A 17234-nucleotide genomic window follows, 5' to 3' on the forward strand; every position below is an offset into this window, starting at 1 on the left:
ATCTATTGAAAATCGACGACCTGGTCGTTCAGCGGGAGCTGATTGGCGTGCTCTCCGCGCCAGCGTGGTTCGATCCTTGCCACGGCGCCTTGCTCGAGTTCCTCCTCGTTCCCCTGCGCCAGCACGCCCTGCCCGGAGAAGCGCGTGAGTACGAAGGGCAGGCTGTTGGCATTGAGCGGCGAGGGGCCATCCATCAACTGGAAGTGCAGATGGGGAGCGGTGGAATTGCCGGTATTGCCGACCAGGCCGATGACCTGGCCGGCTTTCACGCGGTCACCCAGCTTGACCCTGAGGCTGCCGCGCTGGAGATGGGCATAGAAGGCAAAGGCACCATTGCCGATGTCCGTCACCAGCATGTTGCCGCCGATATTGGCGGGGACGATGCCGCGGGCCGGTTGGCTGGGGATCTGTTCATCGGCCTGGTCGTAGAGATTGACCACCACGCCATCGGCCGCCGAATGGACTTCGGCGCCGTAAAAGGAATAGCTGGCCAGATCCTGGGCATTGCCGGTGAACAGGCGGCTGCCGGCGTCGAGCCTGATCCAGTCGATCGCGAAGCGCTCGGGTATGCGCAGACGCCCGTTCACGGCCATGACGGCGCCGCGGTGGGCGGTGACGGCGCCGCAGCAACCATCGGCTGCAACCCAGCCGGTGCCCCTCAACGGTGGCTCGACCACCACGGCCGGCTTGCCGACCGTCGTAGCGCCGCCGATGAAGCTGTAGTGTGCGGAGACGGGTGCATCCGCCGGCAAAGGCGTGGGCTTGCCGTCTGCGCCTGCATTCTCACGGAAAGCCTCGATGCGGGCGGATACCCGCTGCGCCAGCTTGTCATCCCGGGCAAAGCCGACATCCATGAAGACGATGGCGGTGCCGCCGGGCGGCAGCTGGCGATCCCTGCCGCTGTAAAGATGCATCATCTTCGCCAGCTCTTCGCCCTCGAGGGAGGACAGGCTTTTGCCGGCGTCGTCGATCGCTTCGACCTTGTCGAGCCGCACGAACACATTGCCTGGGTTGTTGATCACCAGTTCATAGGCGAGATGGACGCGCCCATCGGCGCCGAGAACCGGATTGGGCTCGCTGATCGGCTGTACGGTGACCGAACTCAGGATCTCATCGGGTTTGAGGGATTGGGCCATGGCGGCAGAGGCCGCCAGAAGCCCTGCACAGGCAACGGAAAGCGACAGGAAACGCATAGGAAATGCCCCACCGGCTGCCCCGCACCGGAAGGCAGAACCTGTAGGCACAATCCCGCATTTGCCTCATCCTTTGTCAAGCGATGTCCGGGCGGTGACGGCCGTGGCCGGGAGCCGCCGACCGGCGCCCGGCCAAGCATTTCCTACCATAGATGATGGACGAAGCCGGCGATCTTGCGCTGGTAGAGGTTCTTCAGTGTTTCGAGCGTCGCCTGCGAAAGAGCCGGCACGTCGCTGGCGGCGGCATTCGCCGTGGCCTGGGCCGCATTCCTGGCGCCAGGGATGACGGTGGTGATGGCATCATCAGCCAGGATCCAGGCCAGCGCGAACTGCGACATGGTCATGCCATCGGGCACCAGCGGCCTGATTTCCTCCACGGCTGCCAAGGCGACGTCGTAGGGGACGCCCGAGAAGGTCTCGCCCTTGTCGAAGGCCTCGCCATTGCGGTTATAGGCGCGATGATCGTCGGCCGCGAACTGGCTGGCGGCATTCATCTTGCCGGTCAGCATGCCCGAAGCGAGCGGCACGCGCGCGATCACCGCGATGTTGCGCGCCTTCGCCTCGCGGAAGAAGAGCTCGGCCGGCCGCTGCCGGAAGATGTTGTAGATGATCTGGACCGAGACGACGCCGGGATATTCGATCGCCTTCAGCGCCTCTTCCACCTTCTCGACGGAGACGCCGTAATTGCGGATCTTGCCGGCGGCCACCAAATCGTCCAGCACGCCGAACACTTCGGGCCGGTAATAGACCTCTGTCGGAGGGCAATGAAGCTGGACGAGGTCGAGGCAGTCGGTGGCGAGATTCGTCAGCGAACGCTCGACGAAAGCGGTGAGGTTTTCCCGATTATAGCCGTCGGCGGTGTGGGGCTGGAGGCGACGCCCGGCCTTCGTTGCCACGAAGGGGCGGGGTCCGCCGCGCTCCTTCAGGACCTCGGCAATGAAACGCTCCGAACGGCCGTCGCCATAGACATCGGCGGTATCTATGAGGGTGGTGCCGGCATCGAGGGCGGCATGGAGGGCGGCGCGCGCATCGTCATCCGGCACATCGCCCCAGGAGCCTCCAATGGCCCAGGCCCCGAAGCCAATCTCCGAGACGTTGCGCGCGGTCTTGCCGAACAGGCGTTCTTTCATCGTTCCATTCCTGCGTTTCATGGCCGTCGAATAGGAGCCGGCCGGTGTTTCAGCGTTCCTCTTGCAGGATAGGGCTTGAGCCGGCCGGGCGCTCATTGTTTAGTGTGAACGGTAATCATAGAAGCTTTGAAAGTTTTTCATCAATGGCGGCTCTCGAACGAACGGATCTCGGCGACCTCAACGTCTTCCTGACCATCGTCCGCCGGCGCAGCTTCACCACGGCTGCCATCGAACTCGGCCTGACGCCGTCAGCGGCTAGCCATGCGATGCGGCGCCTCGAGGCCAGGCTCGGGGCCAAGTTGTTGAACCGCACCAGCCGGGCGGTCTCGCCGACAGATCTCGGCCTCAAATTCGCCCAGCGCCTCGAAGAAGGATTCGATGTGATCGGCTCGGCCCTGGAGGTGCTGGAAGCGCCGGGAAACGTGCGCTTCGGCGAATTGCGCCTGAACGTGTTCCGGGATGCCGCCCATCTCCTGATCTCGCCGGCCTTGCCGGAGTTCGCCCGCCAATGCCCGGATGTCCGCCTGACCGTTGCCGTGGATGACCGGCCCATCGACATCGTCGCCGAGGGCTTCGACGCCGGCATGCGCTATGGCCATCACGTGCCGGAGGACATGATCGCCGTGCCGCTCACGGGGCCGCAGCGCTGGGTGGTTGTCGGCTCTCCCTCCTATTTCAGGGAGCATGGCAGGCCGCAGACCCCGGCTGACCTCGCCAGCCATGTCTGCCTGCAACTGCTCCTGGGCGACAACACAGCCTATCGATGGGATCTCGGCAGCGGCGCGGAGGCGCGCCGGCTGCGCGTGCCCGGCCTCATCACCCTCAACGACACAGCGACCACGATCACGGCTGCCAAGGCCGGGCTTGGCCTTGCCTATGTTCTGGAAGCGCGGATCGCCGGAGAACTCGCGCAAGGCAGCCTGAAGATCGTCCTCGACGACCACGCCTCGGATGGCGATCCCTTTCACATGTATTACTCGAGCCGGCGCCACAATCACCCGGCCTTGCGCACCCTGATCAACATCATCCGGATGCAGAACGGCATGACGAGGCTGGCGTGAGCCGGGTGCGTCTTATTCTCCCAGCAATTGGCAGAACCGGTCGATATCCACATTGCCGCCGCTGATCAGCACGCCGACGCGCTTGCCGGCGAGGTCTGTCTTCATGGCACGGGTGGCGGCGAAACCGAGGCAGCCGGTCGGCTCGATCACCAGCTTCATGCGGGTGGCGGCGAAGCGCATGCATTCGACCAGCTCGGCATCGGAGACGGTGAGGATGTCGTCGACATCGCGCTTGATGATCGGGAAGGTATGGGCGCCCAGATATTGGGTCTGCGCGCCATCGGCAATGGTGCGGGGCGTGTCGATCCTGACGATCCGGCCGGCGCGGAAGGATTGCTGTCCGTCATTCCCCGCTTCGGGCTCGACGCCGTAGAGCCGGCAGTTGGGCGACAGTGCCCGCGTCGCCAGCGCCGATCCGGCGAGCAGCCCACCGCCGCCGAGACAGACGAAGAAGGCGTCGAGTTCGCCGACCTCCTCGAAGAGTTCCTTGGCAGCGGTGCCCTGGCCGCAGAGCACGTCCGGATGATCATAGGGTGGAATCAACGTGAAGCCATGTTCGTGCGACAGATTCCGCCCGATCACCTCGCGGTCCTCGGTATAGCGGTCATAGAAGATGACCTTGCCGCCATAGCCCATTGTGGCCTCGGCTTTCGCCTTCGGCGCATCATGCGGCATGATGATGGTGGCGGGAATGCCGAGGATGCGCGCTGCAAGGGCGATCGCCTGGGCATGGTTGCCCGAAGAGAAAGTCACCACGCCCTTGCGCTTCTGCTCCTCGTCGAAACGCGACAGGGCATTGAAGGCGCCGCGGAATTTGAAGGCGCCCATGCGCTGCAAATTCTCGCATTTGAAGAAGACCTGCGCGCCGAGCTCCTCGTCGAAGCTTCGAGAGGTCAGCACCGGCGTGCGATGGGCCTGGCCACGGATGCGCTCGGCGGCGGCGGCGACATCGGCATAAACAGGCAGGACTGGTTCGCTCATGCCTGGCTCTCCCAGCCGATGGCCTGGCGCAGAAAGGTGTAGCCGAGTGCGATGAAGGAGGCGCGCTCCCGGCTGTCCTTGCCGTAGCCGTGGCCGCCGGCCTCGGGCTCGTAGAAATGCACGCGGTGGCCAAGTGCCTCCAGCTTGGCCGCCATCTTGCGGGCGTGGGCGGGATGAACCCTGTCGTCGCGGCGCGTGGTCGCCAGCAAGATGGGCGGATAGGAACCGGCATCGGCGACATGATAGGCAGAGATCTTCTGTAGGAAGGCCCAGTCGTCTGGCTTGTCCGGGTCGCCATATTCGTCGATCCAGCTCGCGCCGGCCAGGAGCTTGGTGTAGCGCCGCATGTCGATCAGTGGGATGGTGCAGAACAGGGCGCCGAATTTCTCGGGATGGCGGGTGAGCATATTGGCGATCAGCAGGCCGCCATTGGAGCCGCCTTCTGCCGCAATCCGCTCCGGCTGTGTGATGCCGCGCCTGACCAGATCGGCAGCCACCGCCGCGAAATCCTCATGCGCGAGATGCTTGCCCTCGCGGCGGCCCGCCTCGTGCCAGCGGGCGCCGAATTCTCCGCCGCCGCGAATATTGGCGGTGACCGACGTGCCGCCCCGTTCGAGCCAGAGCTTGCCGATGGAGGCGCTGTAGCTGGGCAGGACGGAAACGCCAAAGCCGCCATAGGCCGTGAGATGCACCGGTGACTCGCCGGTCTCGCCGGCGGGGCCGACCAGCGTATAGGGGATCTTCTCGCCGTCGACCGAGACAGCCTCGTGCTTGACGACCTGCAGCCCCTTGCTGTCGAAGGCATCGGGACTGCGCTTGAGGAGCAGGGGACTGGCCACCGCCTCGGGCCTGCTCACATCGAGCAGCAGCATTTGTGGCGGCGTGATCGGATCCTGCAGGGACACCATCACCTCGCCATTGGTGTCGGCCTCCTCCGCGTCGAGCGACCAGATATGCACGACGCCCGTGGAGGGCAGCACGTCGATGGCGTGCTTGGCCCAGGAGTCGGGGGAGGGCGTGACGAGCTCGAATCGGGGCTGGAGATTGTCCAGGATCGACAGCACGAGCTGTCCCTGGTTCCAGAAAAAGCCGTCCAGGGTCCGCCGTTCGGCAGGTTCGAACAGCACTTGGAAAGTGCGGCTGCCTGCCCGGAAGGCGGCAAGCGAGATGCCGAGAAGGGTATCGCCGGCAAAACTTGTGCCGGCGGGAGCCCAATTCGTGCGCAGCTTAACCGCCAGCCAGTCGCCGAACACGTCCCATTGCGAGTCGGCCGGCAGGTCGATGGCCTCGCTCGGGCCATTCCTGTCGCCGAGCCAGCCCCGCGTTTCGAAGAAGACGGGCTTTTCGAGAAACCAGATGCGCTCGCCGCCGCCGGTGCGGTCGATGCCGGCCCAAACCGACATGGACTGGGGTTGGACCTCGAAGACCACCGCCGTCTTCAGGGGATCCTCGCCACGACGCCACAGGCGCACCGTGCGGGCATAGCCGGAGGTCGTCGCCATGCCCTCGCCGAGTGCGCTGGAGAGCAGCAGCGTGTCGGCGTCGAGCCAGGCAATGCCGCCCTTGGCTTCCGGCAGCATGAAGCCGTCGGGGACGAAACGCCGTGAGGCCAGGTCGAATTCACGATGCACCGCCGCATCGCTGCCGCCGCGCGACAGGCTGAGGATGGCGCGCTGCCGCCCATGGGGTTCGAGCGAGGCCCCGGCCCAGACCCAGTCCTCGCCCTCTGTCTTGGCGAGGGCATCGAGATCGAGCAGGATATCCCAGGCCGGTTCCGCCTGCCGGTAGGAGGCAAGAGTGGTCCTGCGCCACAGGCCGCGTGGATTGGCGGCATCAGTCCAGAAATTATAGACGAACTCGCCGCGCCTCCCGATGCCGGGAATGCGATCGGGGCGATCAAGGATCGCAGCCAAGGCGTCCCGATCGCGTTCGAAGCCGTCGGTGCCGAAGCGGGCCAGCGTTCGTTGCGAGCGCTCGTTCACCCAGGCAAGGGCGTCCTGGCCCTCGATGTCCTCCAGCCAGAGATGAGGGTCGTCGTCGGGCGCGGCCAGAGTGGGCCGGGAGACGAGATCGGACATGCGGGAGTTCCTTGAGATAGGGAGGCCGAGAGGTCTCAGCCGGCGAGCCGCGTTTCCGCCAGTTGTGTCCAGTAGCTGATCCCGGCAGGGATGATGGCATCGTTGAAATCATAGGCGGCATTGTGCAGTCCGGCGCTGTTGCCATTGCCAATGAAGATGAAGGCGCCGGGGCGCGCCTCCAGCATGAAGGAGAAGTCCTCCGCGCCCATCATGGGAAGAGCGGCAACATCGACATTGTCATGGCCGGCCACCATGCGAGCGACTTCCCCGCAGAACACGGTCTGTGTGGCGTGGTTGCGGGTGACGGGATAATGACGCTGATAGACGGCCTTGGCACTGGCGCCCAGAGCCTTCGCCGTCAACTCCGCCACCTCGACGACGCGTGTTTCGAGCAGGTCGCGAATTTCCGGCGTCAGAGCGCGGCAGGTACCGTGCAGATGGGCCGTGGAGGGGATGACGTTATAAGCGTCCCCCGCCTTGATCGCCGTCACTGAAACGACGGCGCCATGAAGGGGATCGGCATTGCGCGAGACGATGGTCTGCAGGGCATTGATGATCTGGGCCGCCACCAGCACCGGATCGACGCTCTCGTGCGGGCGGGCGGCATGCGCGCCCTTGCCGGTGATGTCGATGTCGAACACGTCGCTGGAGGCCATGATGGGCCCGGGGCACATGGCAAAATGACCTGGCGCCAGGCCCGGCAGATTGTGCATGCCATAGACTTCGCCGATGGCGAATCGCTCCATCAGGCCATCTTCCACCATGGCCTTGCCGCCGCCGCCGCCTTCTTCGGCCGGCTGGAAGATCACCACGGCGTCACCGTTGAAGTTGCGGGTATCAGCTAGATTTTTCGCCGCGCCGAGCAGCATGGCGGTATGGCCGTCATGGCCGCAGGCATGCATCTTGCCGGGCACGGTGGAAGCATATTGCACGCCACTCTCCTCGAGGATCGGCAAGGCATCCATATCGGCGCGCATGCCGATCGCGCGCGAACCGGGGCGCCCCTTGATCACCCCGACCACGCCGGTGCGCCCGATTCCCTCGACGACTTCATCACAGCCGAAATCACGCAACAGGCCCGCGACCAGGCCGGCCGTACGCTGCACGTCATATTGCAGCTCGGGGTGGCGGTGAATGTCGCGGCGCCATTGCGTCGCTTCCGAAGCCAAAACCTTGATGCTGTCCGAAATCGTCATCTGCAGTCAGTTCCAATATTGATTTATGCACCCGCTCCGGGCGACAAACACAGCCCGCAGTTTGACACGCCTTCGGACAATGAGGAAGGGAAACGGATATGGAGCATTCACAGGCCGCAAAGGTTTGGCAGGATCTCGAAGCCCATAAGCAGACACTGGCCTCGACGACGACGCGCGACCTTTTCGCCGCGGATCCCGACCGATTCGCCAAATTCTCCTTCACGCTCGACGACGTGCTGGTGGATTTTTCCAAGAACCGCATCGCCGACGAAACCCTGTCCCTGCTGCTCGAGCTGGCGCGGGCGCATTGCATCGAGACCCGCCGGGACGAGATGCTCAAGGGCGACAAGATCAACACCACCGAAGGGCGGGCAGTGCTGCACACGGCCCTGCGCGCGCCTGTTGATGCCGACATTCGCGTGGACGGCAAGAATGTCGTGCCGGAGGTGCATGAGGAACTGGCGCGCTGCTACGCCTTCGCCGAGAAGATTCGCTCGGGCGAGCTGCGCGGCGCCACCGGTGACAAATTCACCGACGTGGTCAATATCGGCATTGGTGGTTCCGACCTCGGCCCGGCCATGGGGGCCCGCGCCCTCTCGCCCTATGCCGACGGCCCGCGCGCCCATTTCGTCTCCAATGTCGACGGCGCCGACATGGCGGACACGTTGTCGCGCCTCGACCCCTCGCGTACTCTGTTCCTGGTTTCGTCGAAGACGTTCACGACGATCGAGACCATGACGAACGCCCAGTCGGCGCGGCAATGGATCGCCAAATCGCTCGGTGAGACCGCGGTGGGCGATCATTTTGCGGCGATCTCGACCAATATCGTCGCGGTCGAGGCCTTCGGCATCAACAAGGACCGGATGTTCCGCTTCTGGGACTGGGTCGGTGGGCGCTACTCGATGTGGTCGGCCATCGGCCTCGGCCTGATGATCGCCGTCGGGCCGGAGAACTTTTCGGAGTTCCTGGCCGGCGGCCATGAGGTCGACCACCATTTCGCCACCACGCCGCTGGAGAAGAACATCCCGGTGCTGATGGGCCTGATCGGCATCTGGCACCGCAATTTCATGGGCTATGCCGCCCATGCCGTGCTGCCCTACGACCAGCGGCTCGGGCGCTTCCCGGCCTATCTGCAGCAGCTCGACATGGAATCCAACGGCAAGCGCGTGCATCTCGACGGCTCGCCGGTGACCTCGGAGACCGGCCCCCTGGTCTGGGGCGAGCCTGGCACCAACGGCCAGCACGCCTTCTACCAGCTCATCCATCAGGGCACCAATGTGATCCCGGCCGACTTCCTCATCGCGGCCGAGCCGCATGAAGCCGGAATGGGCGATCATCATGCCATCCTGATGGCAAACTGCCTGGCGCAGACCGAGGCGCTCATGCATGGCCGTTCGCAAGAGGAGGCGACGGCGGTGCTGAAGGCCCAGGGGCTCGACGACAAGAAGATCGCGCTTCTGGCCCCACACAAGGAGTTCCCCGGCAGCCGTCCCACCACCACCATCGCCTATCGCAAGCTCACCCCACGCATACTCGGCCGCCTCGTGGCGCTCTATGAGCACAAGGTGTTCACGCAGGGCGTGATCTGGGGCATCAACTCCTTCGACCAATGGGGCGTGGAACTGGGCAAGGAACTCGCCTCGCGCCTGCTGCCGGTGGTGAAGGGCGCGACGGTCGACGGGCTCGATGCTTCGACCAAGGGCCTGGTGGCCCATCTGAAGTCGCTGCGAGGCTGATCGAACAGGATCTCCTGTCCGACATCCGCTCCACGAAACAAGCCCGGCCGCGACGGCCGGGCTTGTTATCTCTCAGGCATCCTCTGTGGCAGCGCCTGGGTGAGAAGGTCGGCCCCTTCCGGGCCGAATGATCGTGCTGCCAGCCTGGAAAGAAATCCCCCATGAACCCGACCGTCGAACCGTCAGCCATCGTCCCTGTCTTCGATGGCCACAACGACACGTTGCTGCACCTGGCCTCCAACAAGGCAAAACCGGCAGAGACGGTGTTCGGCGAGGGCGACGGTGCCGGTCATATCGATCTGCCGCGAGCGCGCGCCGGCGGTTTTGCCGGCGGCTTCTTCGCCATGTTCCCGCCGCCCCTGAGCATGGCGAACATGGACGAGGAGATGAAGGGGACGAGCTACGATCTGCCTTTGCCGCCGCTGCTGCCCCTGGAAAAGGCGCAGGCTTCGACCATCGCCATGCTGTCGATCATGCTGCGGCTGGAGCGGGCCTTTCCTGACGACGTCGCCATCTGCCGCAGCGCCGTCGAGATCCGAGCCGCCATGGCGGCCGGCAAGATCGCGGCCGTCCTGCATATCGAGGGGGCGGAGGCTGTAGATGCCGATTTCGCCAATCTCGACGTGCTCTTCGCCGCCGGCCTGCGCTCGATCGGGCCGGTGTGGAGCCGCCCGAACATCTTTGCCCATGGCGTGCCCTTCCGCTTCCCTGCTTCGCCCGATACCGGCCCTGGCCTGACCGAGGCCGGCCGCGAGTTGGTGAGGCAGTGCAACAAGCGCGGCATCATGATCGACCTCTCGCATCTCAACGAGAAGGGCTTCTGGGACGTCGCCGGGTTGAGTACGGCGCCGCTCGTCGCCACCCATTCCAACGTCCACGCCCTGTGCCAGTCCACGCGCAATCTCACCGACAGGCAGCTCGATGCCATCAGGGAGAGCCGCGGCGTGGTCGGCCTCAACTTCGCCACCTGCTTCCTGCGGCCGGACGGCGCCATGCGCGCGGATACCGATCTCGACGTCATGGTGCGCCATCTCGACTACCTGGTCGAACGGCTGGGCGAGGACGGCGTCGCCTTCGGATCGGACTTCGACGGTGCAGTGATCCCCGCCGCCATCGGCAGCGTCGCCGGCCTGCCGCGCCTGATCGAGAGGATGCGCGGCGCGGGATATTCGTCGGCCCTGCTGCACAAGATCGGCCATGAGAATTGGCTGTCCCTGCTGGAGCGGACGCAGGGGCAGGCTTGAGATCGAGCCGAGACCAATAGAAAGCGCAAGAATCCTTCCCCAAAGTCGGGGAAGGATTCCCACGCTATGCGCGACGATGTCCTAACGCGTCGGAACCCGCGGCATTGAGGTGGATCCATGGCGGCATAGAGCCGCCATCTCGCACCGTGGGCAGAGCGGCCTCTGGCTGGTGCAGACCTTCTGGCCGAAGCGTTTGATCAGCCAGTGCAGTTCATAGAGATCGTCGGCGTCCCAGGCCGCCGGCATCAGGCGCAGCATGATCCGATGGGCCATGGCGAAGCTCACACTTTGCGGAAACAGGCCGAAGCGCTCGCCGAAACGCTTGATGTGCCTGTCAACCACGAAGACACGCCGCCTGAGCGTCGAGAAATTCAGGATGGCCGCCGCGCATTTGGGGCCGATGCCATCGTAAAGCTGGAGCAGTTCCATCCCGGCCTCGATCGACAGCGCGGCGAGATGGGAGAGATCGAACCGTCCCCGCTGCTCGACGATGCGGCCGACCGAAGCAACCAGCTGGCTGGCTTTCTTCTCGGGATGGGTGACGGTGGCAAGATGCGTGAGTACCTGGCGGGGATCGCTCTGCCCCAGCCTGTCGAGGGGGCGGAAATGCTCGCACAGGGCCTGGAAGGCTTTTTTGGAAGCAGAGTCATAGGTTTCCGAGCTGATCAGTGCTTTGACGAACTGTTCGGGCGGCGTGTGCCGCCGGGCGTCGCGTTGCGGGCCATAGGCCGCAAGCAGGCGCTGACGCAGCACGACGATGGGCTCTTCCTGGCCGAAATCGAGCCCGAGCTGGATCTGCTCCCTGATGGCAGGCATACCCAATTCCTCAATGGAAATCCCGGCTCTTGAACAGGCTCAGTTCGAGCTGGGCTGGCGGCGGCGGTGAAGCGCCATCCGTCATATCGCGCAAGCGGGCGAGTTCGGCGGAGAGGTCGAGTACCTCCTCGGCGATGACATGCACGACATCGCTGGCACGCTGGAGCCGGCCGCGTATGGCGACGAAGCGGGCATTCATCACCGCGCGGCGGTTCCTCTCGAAGGTTCGCGACCACACGATGATGTTGGCGATGCCGGTCTCGTCCTCGATGGTCATGAAGACGACGCCGCTGGCCGTGCCGGGGCGCTGGCGCGTCACCACCAGGCCGGCGACGGTGACGAGGCTGTCCTGCTTGAGCTTGACGTCGCGATGCGCCTCGTTGGTGATGGCGCCGAGATGCTGCAATTGCGGGCGCAGGAAGGAGCAGGGATGGGCCTTGAGCGACAGGCCCGTCGACTGATAGTCCTCCAGCACATGCTCGCTTTGCGACATTACGGGCAGGGCGACGGCAGGTTCGGGAAACAGGGCATCGTCGAAATCGGCGGCCAGCAATGGCATGTCCCGGCTCGTCTTAGTGACGCCGATGCCGATGGTCTCGAAGCGGCGCACGGCCCACAGGGCCTCGCGCCTGTCCAGGCCGAGCGAGCGGAAGGCATCGGCCTCGGCCAGTTTCTGCATTGCCGCCAGTGGCAGGCCGCTTGCCGTGCCGAAGCGCTCCAGGCTGGAAAAACCGTTGCCGCGCCGGCCGGTCATTGCCGTGATCTCGTCCTCGTTCAGCCCGGAGACCAGCCGCATGCCGAGGCGTACGGCAAAGCGATGTTTGATGGGATCGCTGGCCGGTTCCAGCGTGCAATCCCACTCGCTGGAGTTGACGTCGACGGGCCTGATTTCGACGCCATGCTTCTCGGCGTCCCGCACCAGTTGCGCCGGCTGGTAGAAGCCCATGGGCTGGCTGTTGAGGATGGCGGCGCAGAAGACGTCGGGGTAGTGACATTTGATATAGGCTGAGACATAGACCAGCACGGCAAAGCTGGCGGCATGGCTTTCGGGGAAGCCATATTCGCCGAAGCCCTCGATCTGGCTGAAGCAGCGCTCGGCGAAGGCCTGTTCATAGCCGCGGCGCACCATGCCGCCGATGAACATCTCCTTGTAGTTGCCGATCGTGCCGGTGTGCCGGAAGGTCGCCATGGCGCGCCTCAGGCCATCGGCCTCGTCTGGCGTGAAGCCGGCAGCCTTGATGGCGATCTCCATGGCCTGTTCCTGGAAGAGGGGAACGCCGAGCGTGCGGCCCAGGACTGCTTCGAGTTCATCCTTCTCACCGAACTCGGACGATGGGGAAGGAAAGTTTACAGGCTCGAGTTTGTCACGACGTCTCAGATAGGGGTGCACCATGCCGCCCTGGATCGGGCCGGGACGGACGATTGCGACCTCGATGACGAGGTCGTAGAATTTTTCGGGTCTCAAGCGCGGCAGCATCGACATCTGTGCCCGGCTCTCGACCTGGAACACGCCGACGGAATCGGCGTTGCAGAGCATGTCGTAGGTGGCCTTGTCGTTGCGGGGCAGGGCGGCGATCACGCCGAGATCGCGGTCGTAATGGCGCTCGATCAGTTCGAGCCCGCGCCGGATGCAGCTGAGCATGCCGAGTGCGAGCACATCGACCTTCATCATCCCGACTTCGTCGATATCGTCCTTATCCCATTCGACGAAGGTGCGATCCTCCATGGTGGCGTGGCAGACAGGCACAGTGTCGTCGAGCCTTCGGCGTGTGAGCACGAAGCCACCGACATGCTGCGACAAATGGCGGGGAAAGCCGGTGAGGGCAGCGGTGAAATGCAGCGCCTGGCGGATCACCGGATTGTCGGGATCGAGGCCCGCCTGGCGCACGCGGCTCGGTGTCCAAGTCTGCATGCCCATGCCCCAGACCGTCTTCGACAAAGCCGCTGTCACGTCGGGCGTCAACCCCAGCACCTTGCCAACTTCGCCCACCGCCCGCCTGGAGCGATAATGGATCACCGTCGAGCAGATGGCGGCACGGCGGCGACCATAGTGCGTATAAATACGTTGGATAACTTCCTCGCGGCGCTCGTGCTCGAAATCGACGTCGATATCCGGTGGCTCGCCGCGGTTCTCGGAGATGAAGCGAGAGAACAGTACTTCCGTTTCGTTCGGATTGACTTCGGTGATGCCCAGGCAATAGCACACGGCGCTGTTCGCAGCCGAACCGCGCCCTTGGCAGAGGATGCCGAGGGTGTTGCGGGCATGATCGACGATATCGTGCACGGTCAGGAAATAGGGCGCGAATTCGAGCTTGGCGATCAGGGCAAGCTCCTCGCGCATTGGCTTGGAGACCTTGTCCGGAATACCTCGGGCGAAGCGCCGCTTAGCGCCAGCCCAGGCCAGGTCTTCCAGGTGCTGCTGAGCGGTCTTGCCCGGTGGGATGGGCTCGTCCGGATATTCGTAGCGTAGCTGCCGCAAGTCGAACGTGCATGCCTCGACGATTTCGAGCGTGCGCGCCAGTGCGTCGGGATGGTCGGCGAAGAGAAAGGCCATCTCGACGGGCGACTTGATATGGCGCTCCTCGTTGATCTCAAGTCGCAAGCCGGCCTCGGCCAAGGTGCATTTTTCGCGGATGCAGGTGAGGATGTCGGCAAGTGGCCGCTGGGCCGGCACGTGGTAGAGCACGTCGTTGACGGCGACCATCGGCGCGCCGATCCTCTCGCCCAGCTCGGCGATCAGGCCGAGGCGGCGGGGTTCGTCTCCCCTGAGGCGATGGCAGCCGGCGAGATAGACGGAGCCTGGCGCGGCCTCGGCGAGCGTGGTTGCCCGTTCGACGAAGAGCGGATCGAGCCTGTCGGGCGGCAGCACGATCAGTCTCTGCCCCTCGCAGGCGTCGAGAATGGCTTCGAAGCCGAACTGGCATTCGCCTTTCGCGCGCACCATGCGCTTGTTGTTGTCGCTGAGCAGGCGGCAGAGCCGACCATAGGCTTCGCGGTCGGTGGGATAGGCGATGGCCTCGAAACCATCCATGGTGACGAGGCGCACGCCGGGCAGATAGCGCAGGGACGGATATTTCTTGGCCTCGCGCAGGGCCCTGACCACGCCGGCGAAGGAGTTACGGTCGGCGATGCCGATGCCGGCCAGGCCGAGCTTCTGGGCCTGCCTCACCATGTCCTGCGGGAAGGAGGCGCCGCGCAGGAAGGAGAAATTGGTGGTGACGGCGAGCTCGGCATAGGCGGATGGGGCTGGTGTCGGCAAATCCACAGGAAGCGTCTGGTCTTTCACCCTGCCGGGAAGGGCGACATAGCCGCTGTCGGCCTCTCTCTCATATCTCATGCGAGCAGACCTCGCAGGGACCAGCTCTGCCGGCCGTCATGGCAGAGCCAGAAGCGTTGGCCGGTCTGCGTCTCGGCGACGTAATAGTCCTGGTAGGTCGGCGCGGGCAGCAGGACGGCGCGCTCGCGCCTGGCTTCTCCGTCCTCGAAACGGTTGCGCTTCTGGCTCCTTGGGCTCTCACCGTTGGGGAGGGCAGGAGCTTCCTCGCCCATCTTGCCCCAGCCATATTCCTCCTTGCCCGACTTGTCGGGCAGGACCGGGGGAGCCGCTTCCCACCAGGGACCGGCGATGCGTTCCGGTCCCTGCAGCGCAGTAATGTGATGGGACGAACCGCGCCAGCGGACATGATCGGGCAGGCCGTCTGGACGGGTGGCGAGGATCTGCAGGGGCTCGGGCTGGTCCAGAAACAAGGGTGGCCGCTGACGCAAGCCATCGGCCGCCGGCCAGGCCGGTGCAGGATCGGCGGCATCGCGCGCCTCCTCGGCGAAGGCCGGATCGTGTCGGGCGACGGGATGGAGCCGGCGCACGCTGCCGGGGCCGAGGCGCTGGCGGAGAGCGTCGATCAATTCGGCCCGGCGTTCGCCGGCATCGGCCGGCGGCGCATCCCGGCGTCCCTCCCGCAGGGACAGACGAGCCTGGCGCTGGCCGAATTTCTCGGTGACGGTCGCGGTGAGGCTGATGGTCTCGAAGCCAAAGCCGGCATCGATGGTCTCGCCCAGCCTTTCCAGGTCGAGCTCCACCAGCCTGGCAATATGGGCCGGATCGCGTGTGGCGGCGGCAAGGCCGATATGGATGGTGCGTACCTCGCCATCGACCCGGAACAGGCGGAGCTGCAAAGCGCGCGCTGCCACCCCGCCGGCGACGAGGGCGGGAACCAGGTCCTGCATCAGGCGAGTGGCGACATGCACCACGGCTGCCTGGCTCACCACCGGCTCGAGGAGCTGGCGGCTACGATGGTAGAGCGGCGGCGGTTCGATCAGGGCAAGGGCTTCCTCGCGCCGCCCCATGGCCTGGTCGAAGCGCTTGAGCAGGATCGCATCGAAGCGCGCGGCGAAGGGCCCCCGTGGCTTGCCGATGAGATCCCCGATGCGGGTGAAGCCGAGACGGCGCAGGGTCTGGACGAGGTCGTTACCAAGGCGCAGGGCTGCCAGGGGCAGATCGGCAAGAGCCGGCCCGGGATCGCTCCCCTCGGCCAGGATGCAGCCATTCTGGGGATGAAAGCGGGAGAGAGCCCAGGCCGCACCGGGCGTCTCGGCCAGCGCCACGCGTGCACCGAGACGAAGATGGCGCAGGCGCTTGACGATATCGGCGGTGAGGGTCTGTTCGCCGCCCGCTAGATGGCTGGCGCCGGTGACGTCGAGGAACAGGCCGTCGGCCCCGTCGGCATCGCGATAGAGGGCCACGGAGGGCGTGTAGCGCATCGCCCACAAGCCGAGCCGGTGCAGAGCCCGGGCATCGGCCTCCGGCATTGCCGGCCGGGTCTGCAGCCCCGGCACCTTGGCGCGGGCATCCGCAACCAGCCCGCCCGCCGCCAGGCCTTCGATCTCGGCCGGCTTGCTGGCAGCGGCAATGCGCGGGCCCCCGGCAGCATCGACCGTCAGGACGAAGGGATAATGGCCGTCGATCGTATCAAGCGACCTTGGCGTGTTGTTCTGGGCGACGAGAAAGCGCTGGATCGGCCAGCGTGGCAGATAGATCGAGACGATGCGAGGCATGGTCATACTCCATGAGCCAGGATCCGCTTTGCCCGTTGCGGCTGCGTTCGAGCCGAACGTGCCAGCGCCAGGCGGTGAGAAGGCTGAAACGATCGCGCGGACCGGTGGCCGCACCGATGCGCCAGCGGGACATCGCGGCCAGGGAAGGCGCGGCGAGGGGCGGGCGCAAAAGGAAGAGGGGGCAGGGGGCGGAGGCGGCCGCGAGCTGGAGGCGGCGGCTGGTGGCGGCGTCCATGCCGCCACCCGTCACGGCTGCCACCGCAGCGGCGGCGCCGGAGCGCAGGATCTCCTCCAGGGCCCAGGCAGCCTCGGTCTCGTCGCCGGCCGTCGTCACGATAAGCCCGGCAGGATCGAGGCCGAGGGCGTTGAGGCCATGGCCATGGAGCCGCCCGAGGCCGGCCATGCCGCGCGGTGATGTCACCAGCCAGATCGTCCCCTTGGCCTGTCGCAGGCACAGGCGGGAGGCGAGGAAACCCAGCGCGCTGCCATTGTCGAAAATGGTTTGCGGCGCAATTTCATGCAGGCCGTCCAAGGCAAGGCCGCCGCCGGGCAGGCGCGCGTCGATCTCCCCGATGCCGAAAGGCAGCACGCCGGCATCGGCATGCACATGATCGAGCCGGGGCAGCAGAGCACGCAATTCCGCCAGCTTCTCGGCCCGTTGGCCGGCGAGAGAAAATTGCGATTCCGCTGGATCCCGATTTTTCTCTACCTCATTGTTTTGACGCATTTTCTTAACCGAAAAGCCTG

General features: G+C 65.2%; 12 protein-coding genes. 3 read left to right on the top strand and 9 right to left on the bottom strand.

Annotated elements, in window-relative coordinates:
* Positions 1-2: 2 nt before the first annotated feature.
* Complete coding sequence (locus ACZYTC_RS04235; RefSeq protein ID WP_488988977.1) at positions 3-1193, bottom strand: M23 family metallopeptidase; 1191 nt, start codon at positions 1191-1193, stop codon at positions 3-5.
* Positions 1194-1336: 143 nt separating this feature from the next.
* Positions 1337-2323 (bottom strand): aldo/keto reductase, encoded by a 987-nt coding sequence (locus ACZYTC_RS04240; protein ID WP_441771988.1) that lies wholly within the window; start codon positions 2321-2323, stop codon positions 1337-1339.
* Positions 2324-2466: 143 nt separating this feature from the next.
* Here ACZYTC_RS04240 and ACZYTC_RS04245 point away from each other — a divergent pair, with 143 nt between their 5' ends.
* A complete protein-coding gene (locus ACZYTC_RS04245; RefSeq protein ID WP_488988978.1) occupies positions 2467-3384 on the top strand; it encodes a LysR family transcriptional regulator in 918 nt (305 codons plus the stop codon).
* Between the two features lie 12 nt (positions 3385-3396).
* Here ACZYTC_RS04245 and ACZYTC_RS04250 read toward each other — a convergent pair whose 3' ends face one another.
* The 3 genes from ACZYTC_RS04250 to ACZYTC_RS04260 are packed head-to-tail and all read right to left on the bottom strand — an operon-like array spanning position 3397 to position 7639.
* A complete protein-coding gene (locus tag ACZYTC_RS04250) occupies positions 3397-4365 on the bottom strand; it encodes a threo-3-hydroxy-L-aspartate ammonia-lyase (RefSeq protein ID WP_488988979.1) in 969 nt (322 codons plus the stop codon).
* Positions 4362-6443: a prolyl oligopeptidase family serine peptidase gene (locus tag ACZYTC_RS04255; protein WP_488988980.1), complete on the bottom strand. Its 2082-nt coding sequence runs from the start codon at positions 6441-6443 to the stop codon at positions 4362-4364. Before ACZYTC_RS04255 ends, ACZYTC_RS04250 begins: the two co-directional genes overlap by 4 nt.
* Positions 6444-6478: 35 nt before the next feature.
* Positions 6479-7639: a M20 aminoacylase family protein gene (locus tag ACZYTC_RS04260; RefSeq protein ID WP_441771985.1), complete on the bottom strand. Its 1161-nt coding sequence runs from the start codon at positions 7637-7639 to the stop codon at positions 6479-6481.
* Between the two features lie 98 nt (positions 7640-7737).
* Between ACZYTC_RS04260 and pgi the strand changes: the two genes are divergently transcribed.
* Entirely contained in the window at positions 7738-9375 is a 1638-nt protein-coding gene (pgi, locus tag ACZYTC_RS04265; protein ID WP_488988981.1) for a glucose-6-phosphate isomerase, read from the top strand.
* Between the two features lie 161 nt (positions 9376-9536).
* A complete protein-coding gene (locus tag ACZYTC_RS04270; protein WP_488988982.1) occupies positions 9537-10619 on the top strand; it encodes a dipeptidase in 1083 nt (360 codons plus the stop codon).
* A gap of 81 nt (positions 10620-10700) precedes the next feature.
* Here ACZYTC_RS04270 and ACZYTC_RS04275 read toward each other — a convergent pair whose 3' ends face one another.
* From ACZYTC_RS04275 to ACZYTC_RS04290, 4 genes are read right to left on the bottom strand one after another with little or no spacing between them, the layout of a single operon-like run.
* A complete protein-coding gene (locus tag ACZYTC_RS04275) occupies positions 10701-11435 on the bottom strand; it encodes an endonuclease III domain-containing protein (RefSeq protein WP_488988983.1) in 735 nt (244 codons plus the stop codon).
* A gap of 10 nt (positions 11436-11445) precedes the next feature.
* Entirely contained in the window at positions 11446-14772 is a 3327-nt protein-coding gene (locus ACZYTC_RS04280) for an error-prone DNA polymerase (protein ID WP_434957242.1), read from the bottom strand.
* Entirely contained in the window at positions 14769-16487 is a 1719-nt protein-coding gene (locus tag ACZYTC_RS04285; RefSeq protein ID WP_488988984.1) for a Y-family DNA polymerase, read from the bottom strand. Before ACZYTC_RS04285 ends, ACZYTC_RS04280 begins: the two co-directional genes overlap by 4 nt.
* On the bottom strand, positions 16402-17124 hold the full coding sequence (locus tag ACZYTC_RS04290; RefSeq protein WP_488988985.1) for an ImuA family protein: 723 nt from the start codon (positions 17122-17124) through the stop codon (positions 16402-16404). Before ACZYTC_RS04290 ends, ACZYTC_RS04285 begins: the two co-directional genes overlap by 86 nt.
* Positions 17125-17234: the final 110 nt, after the last annotated feature.

This window comes from Labrys sp. F242 (assembly GCF_057813875.1).

What these genes read in the sequence shown, in the direction of transcription:
- ACZYTC_RS04235 (WP_488988977.1), bottom strand. Translation starts at nt 1,193, where the DNA reads ATGCGTTTCCTGTCGCTTTCCGTTGCCTGTGCAGGGCTTCTGGCGGCC.
- ACZYTC_RS04240 (WP_441771988.1), bottom strand. Translation starts at nt 2,323, where the DNA reads ATGAAAGAACGCCTGTTCGGCAAGACCGCGCGCAACGTCTCGGAGATT.
- ACZYTC_RS04245 (WP_488988978.1), top strand. Translation starts at nt 2,467, where the DNA reads ATGGCGGCTCTCGAACGAACGGATCTCGGCGACCTCAACGTCTTCCTG.
- ACZYTC_RS04250 (WP_488988979.1), bottom strand. Translation starts at nt 4,365, where the DNA reads ATGAGCGAACCAGTCCTGCCTGTTTATGCCGATGTCGCCGCCGCCGCC.
- ACZYTC_RS04255 (WP_488988980.1), bottom strand. Translation starts at nt 6,443, where the DNA reads ATGTCCGATCTCGTCTCCCGGCCCACTCTGGCCGCGCCCGACGACGAC.
- ACZYTC_RS04260 (WP_441771985.1), bottom strand. Translation starts at nt 7,639, where the DNA reads ATGACGATTTCGGACAGCATCAAGGTTTTGGCTTCGGAAGCGACGCAA.
- pgi (WP_488988981.1), top strand. Translation starts at nt 7,738, where the DNA reads ATGGAGCATTCACAGGCCGCAAAGGTTTGGCAGGATCTCGAAGCCCAT.
- ACZYTC_RS04270 (WP_488988982.1), top strand. Translation starts at nt 9,537, where the DNA reads ATGAACCCGACCGTCGAACCGTCAGCCATCGTCCCTGTCTTCGATGGC.
- ACZYTC_RS04275 (WP_488988983.1), bottom strand. Translation starts at nt 11,435, where the DNA reads ATGCCTGCCATCAGGGAGCAGATCCAGCTCGGGCTCGATTTCGGCCAG.
- ACZYTC_RS04280 (WP_434957242.1), bottom strand. Translation starts at nt 14,772, where the DNA reads ATGAGATATGAGAGAGAGGCCGACAGCGGCTATGTCGCCCTTCCCGGC.
- ACZYTC_RS04285 (WP_488988984.1), bottom strand. Translation starts at nt 16,487, where the DNA reads ATGCCTCGCATCGTCTCGATCTATCTGCCACGCTGGCCGATCCAGCGC.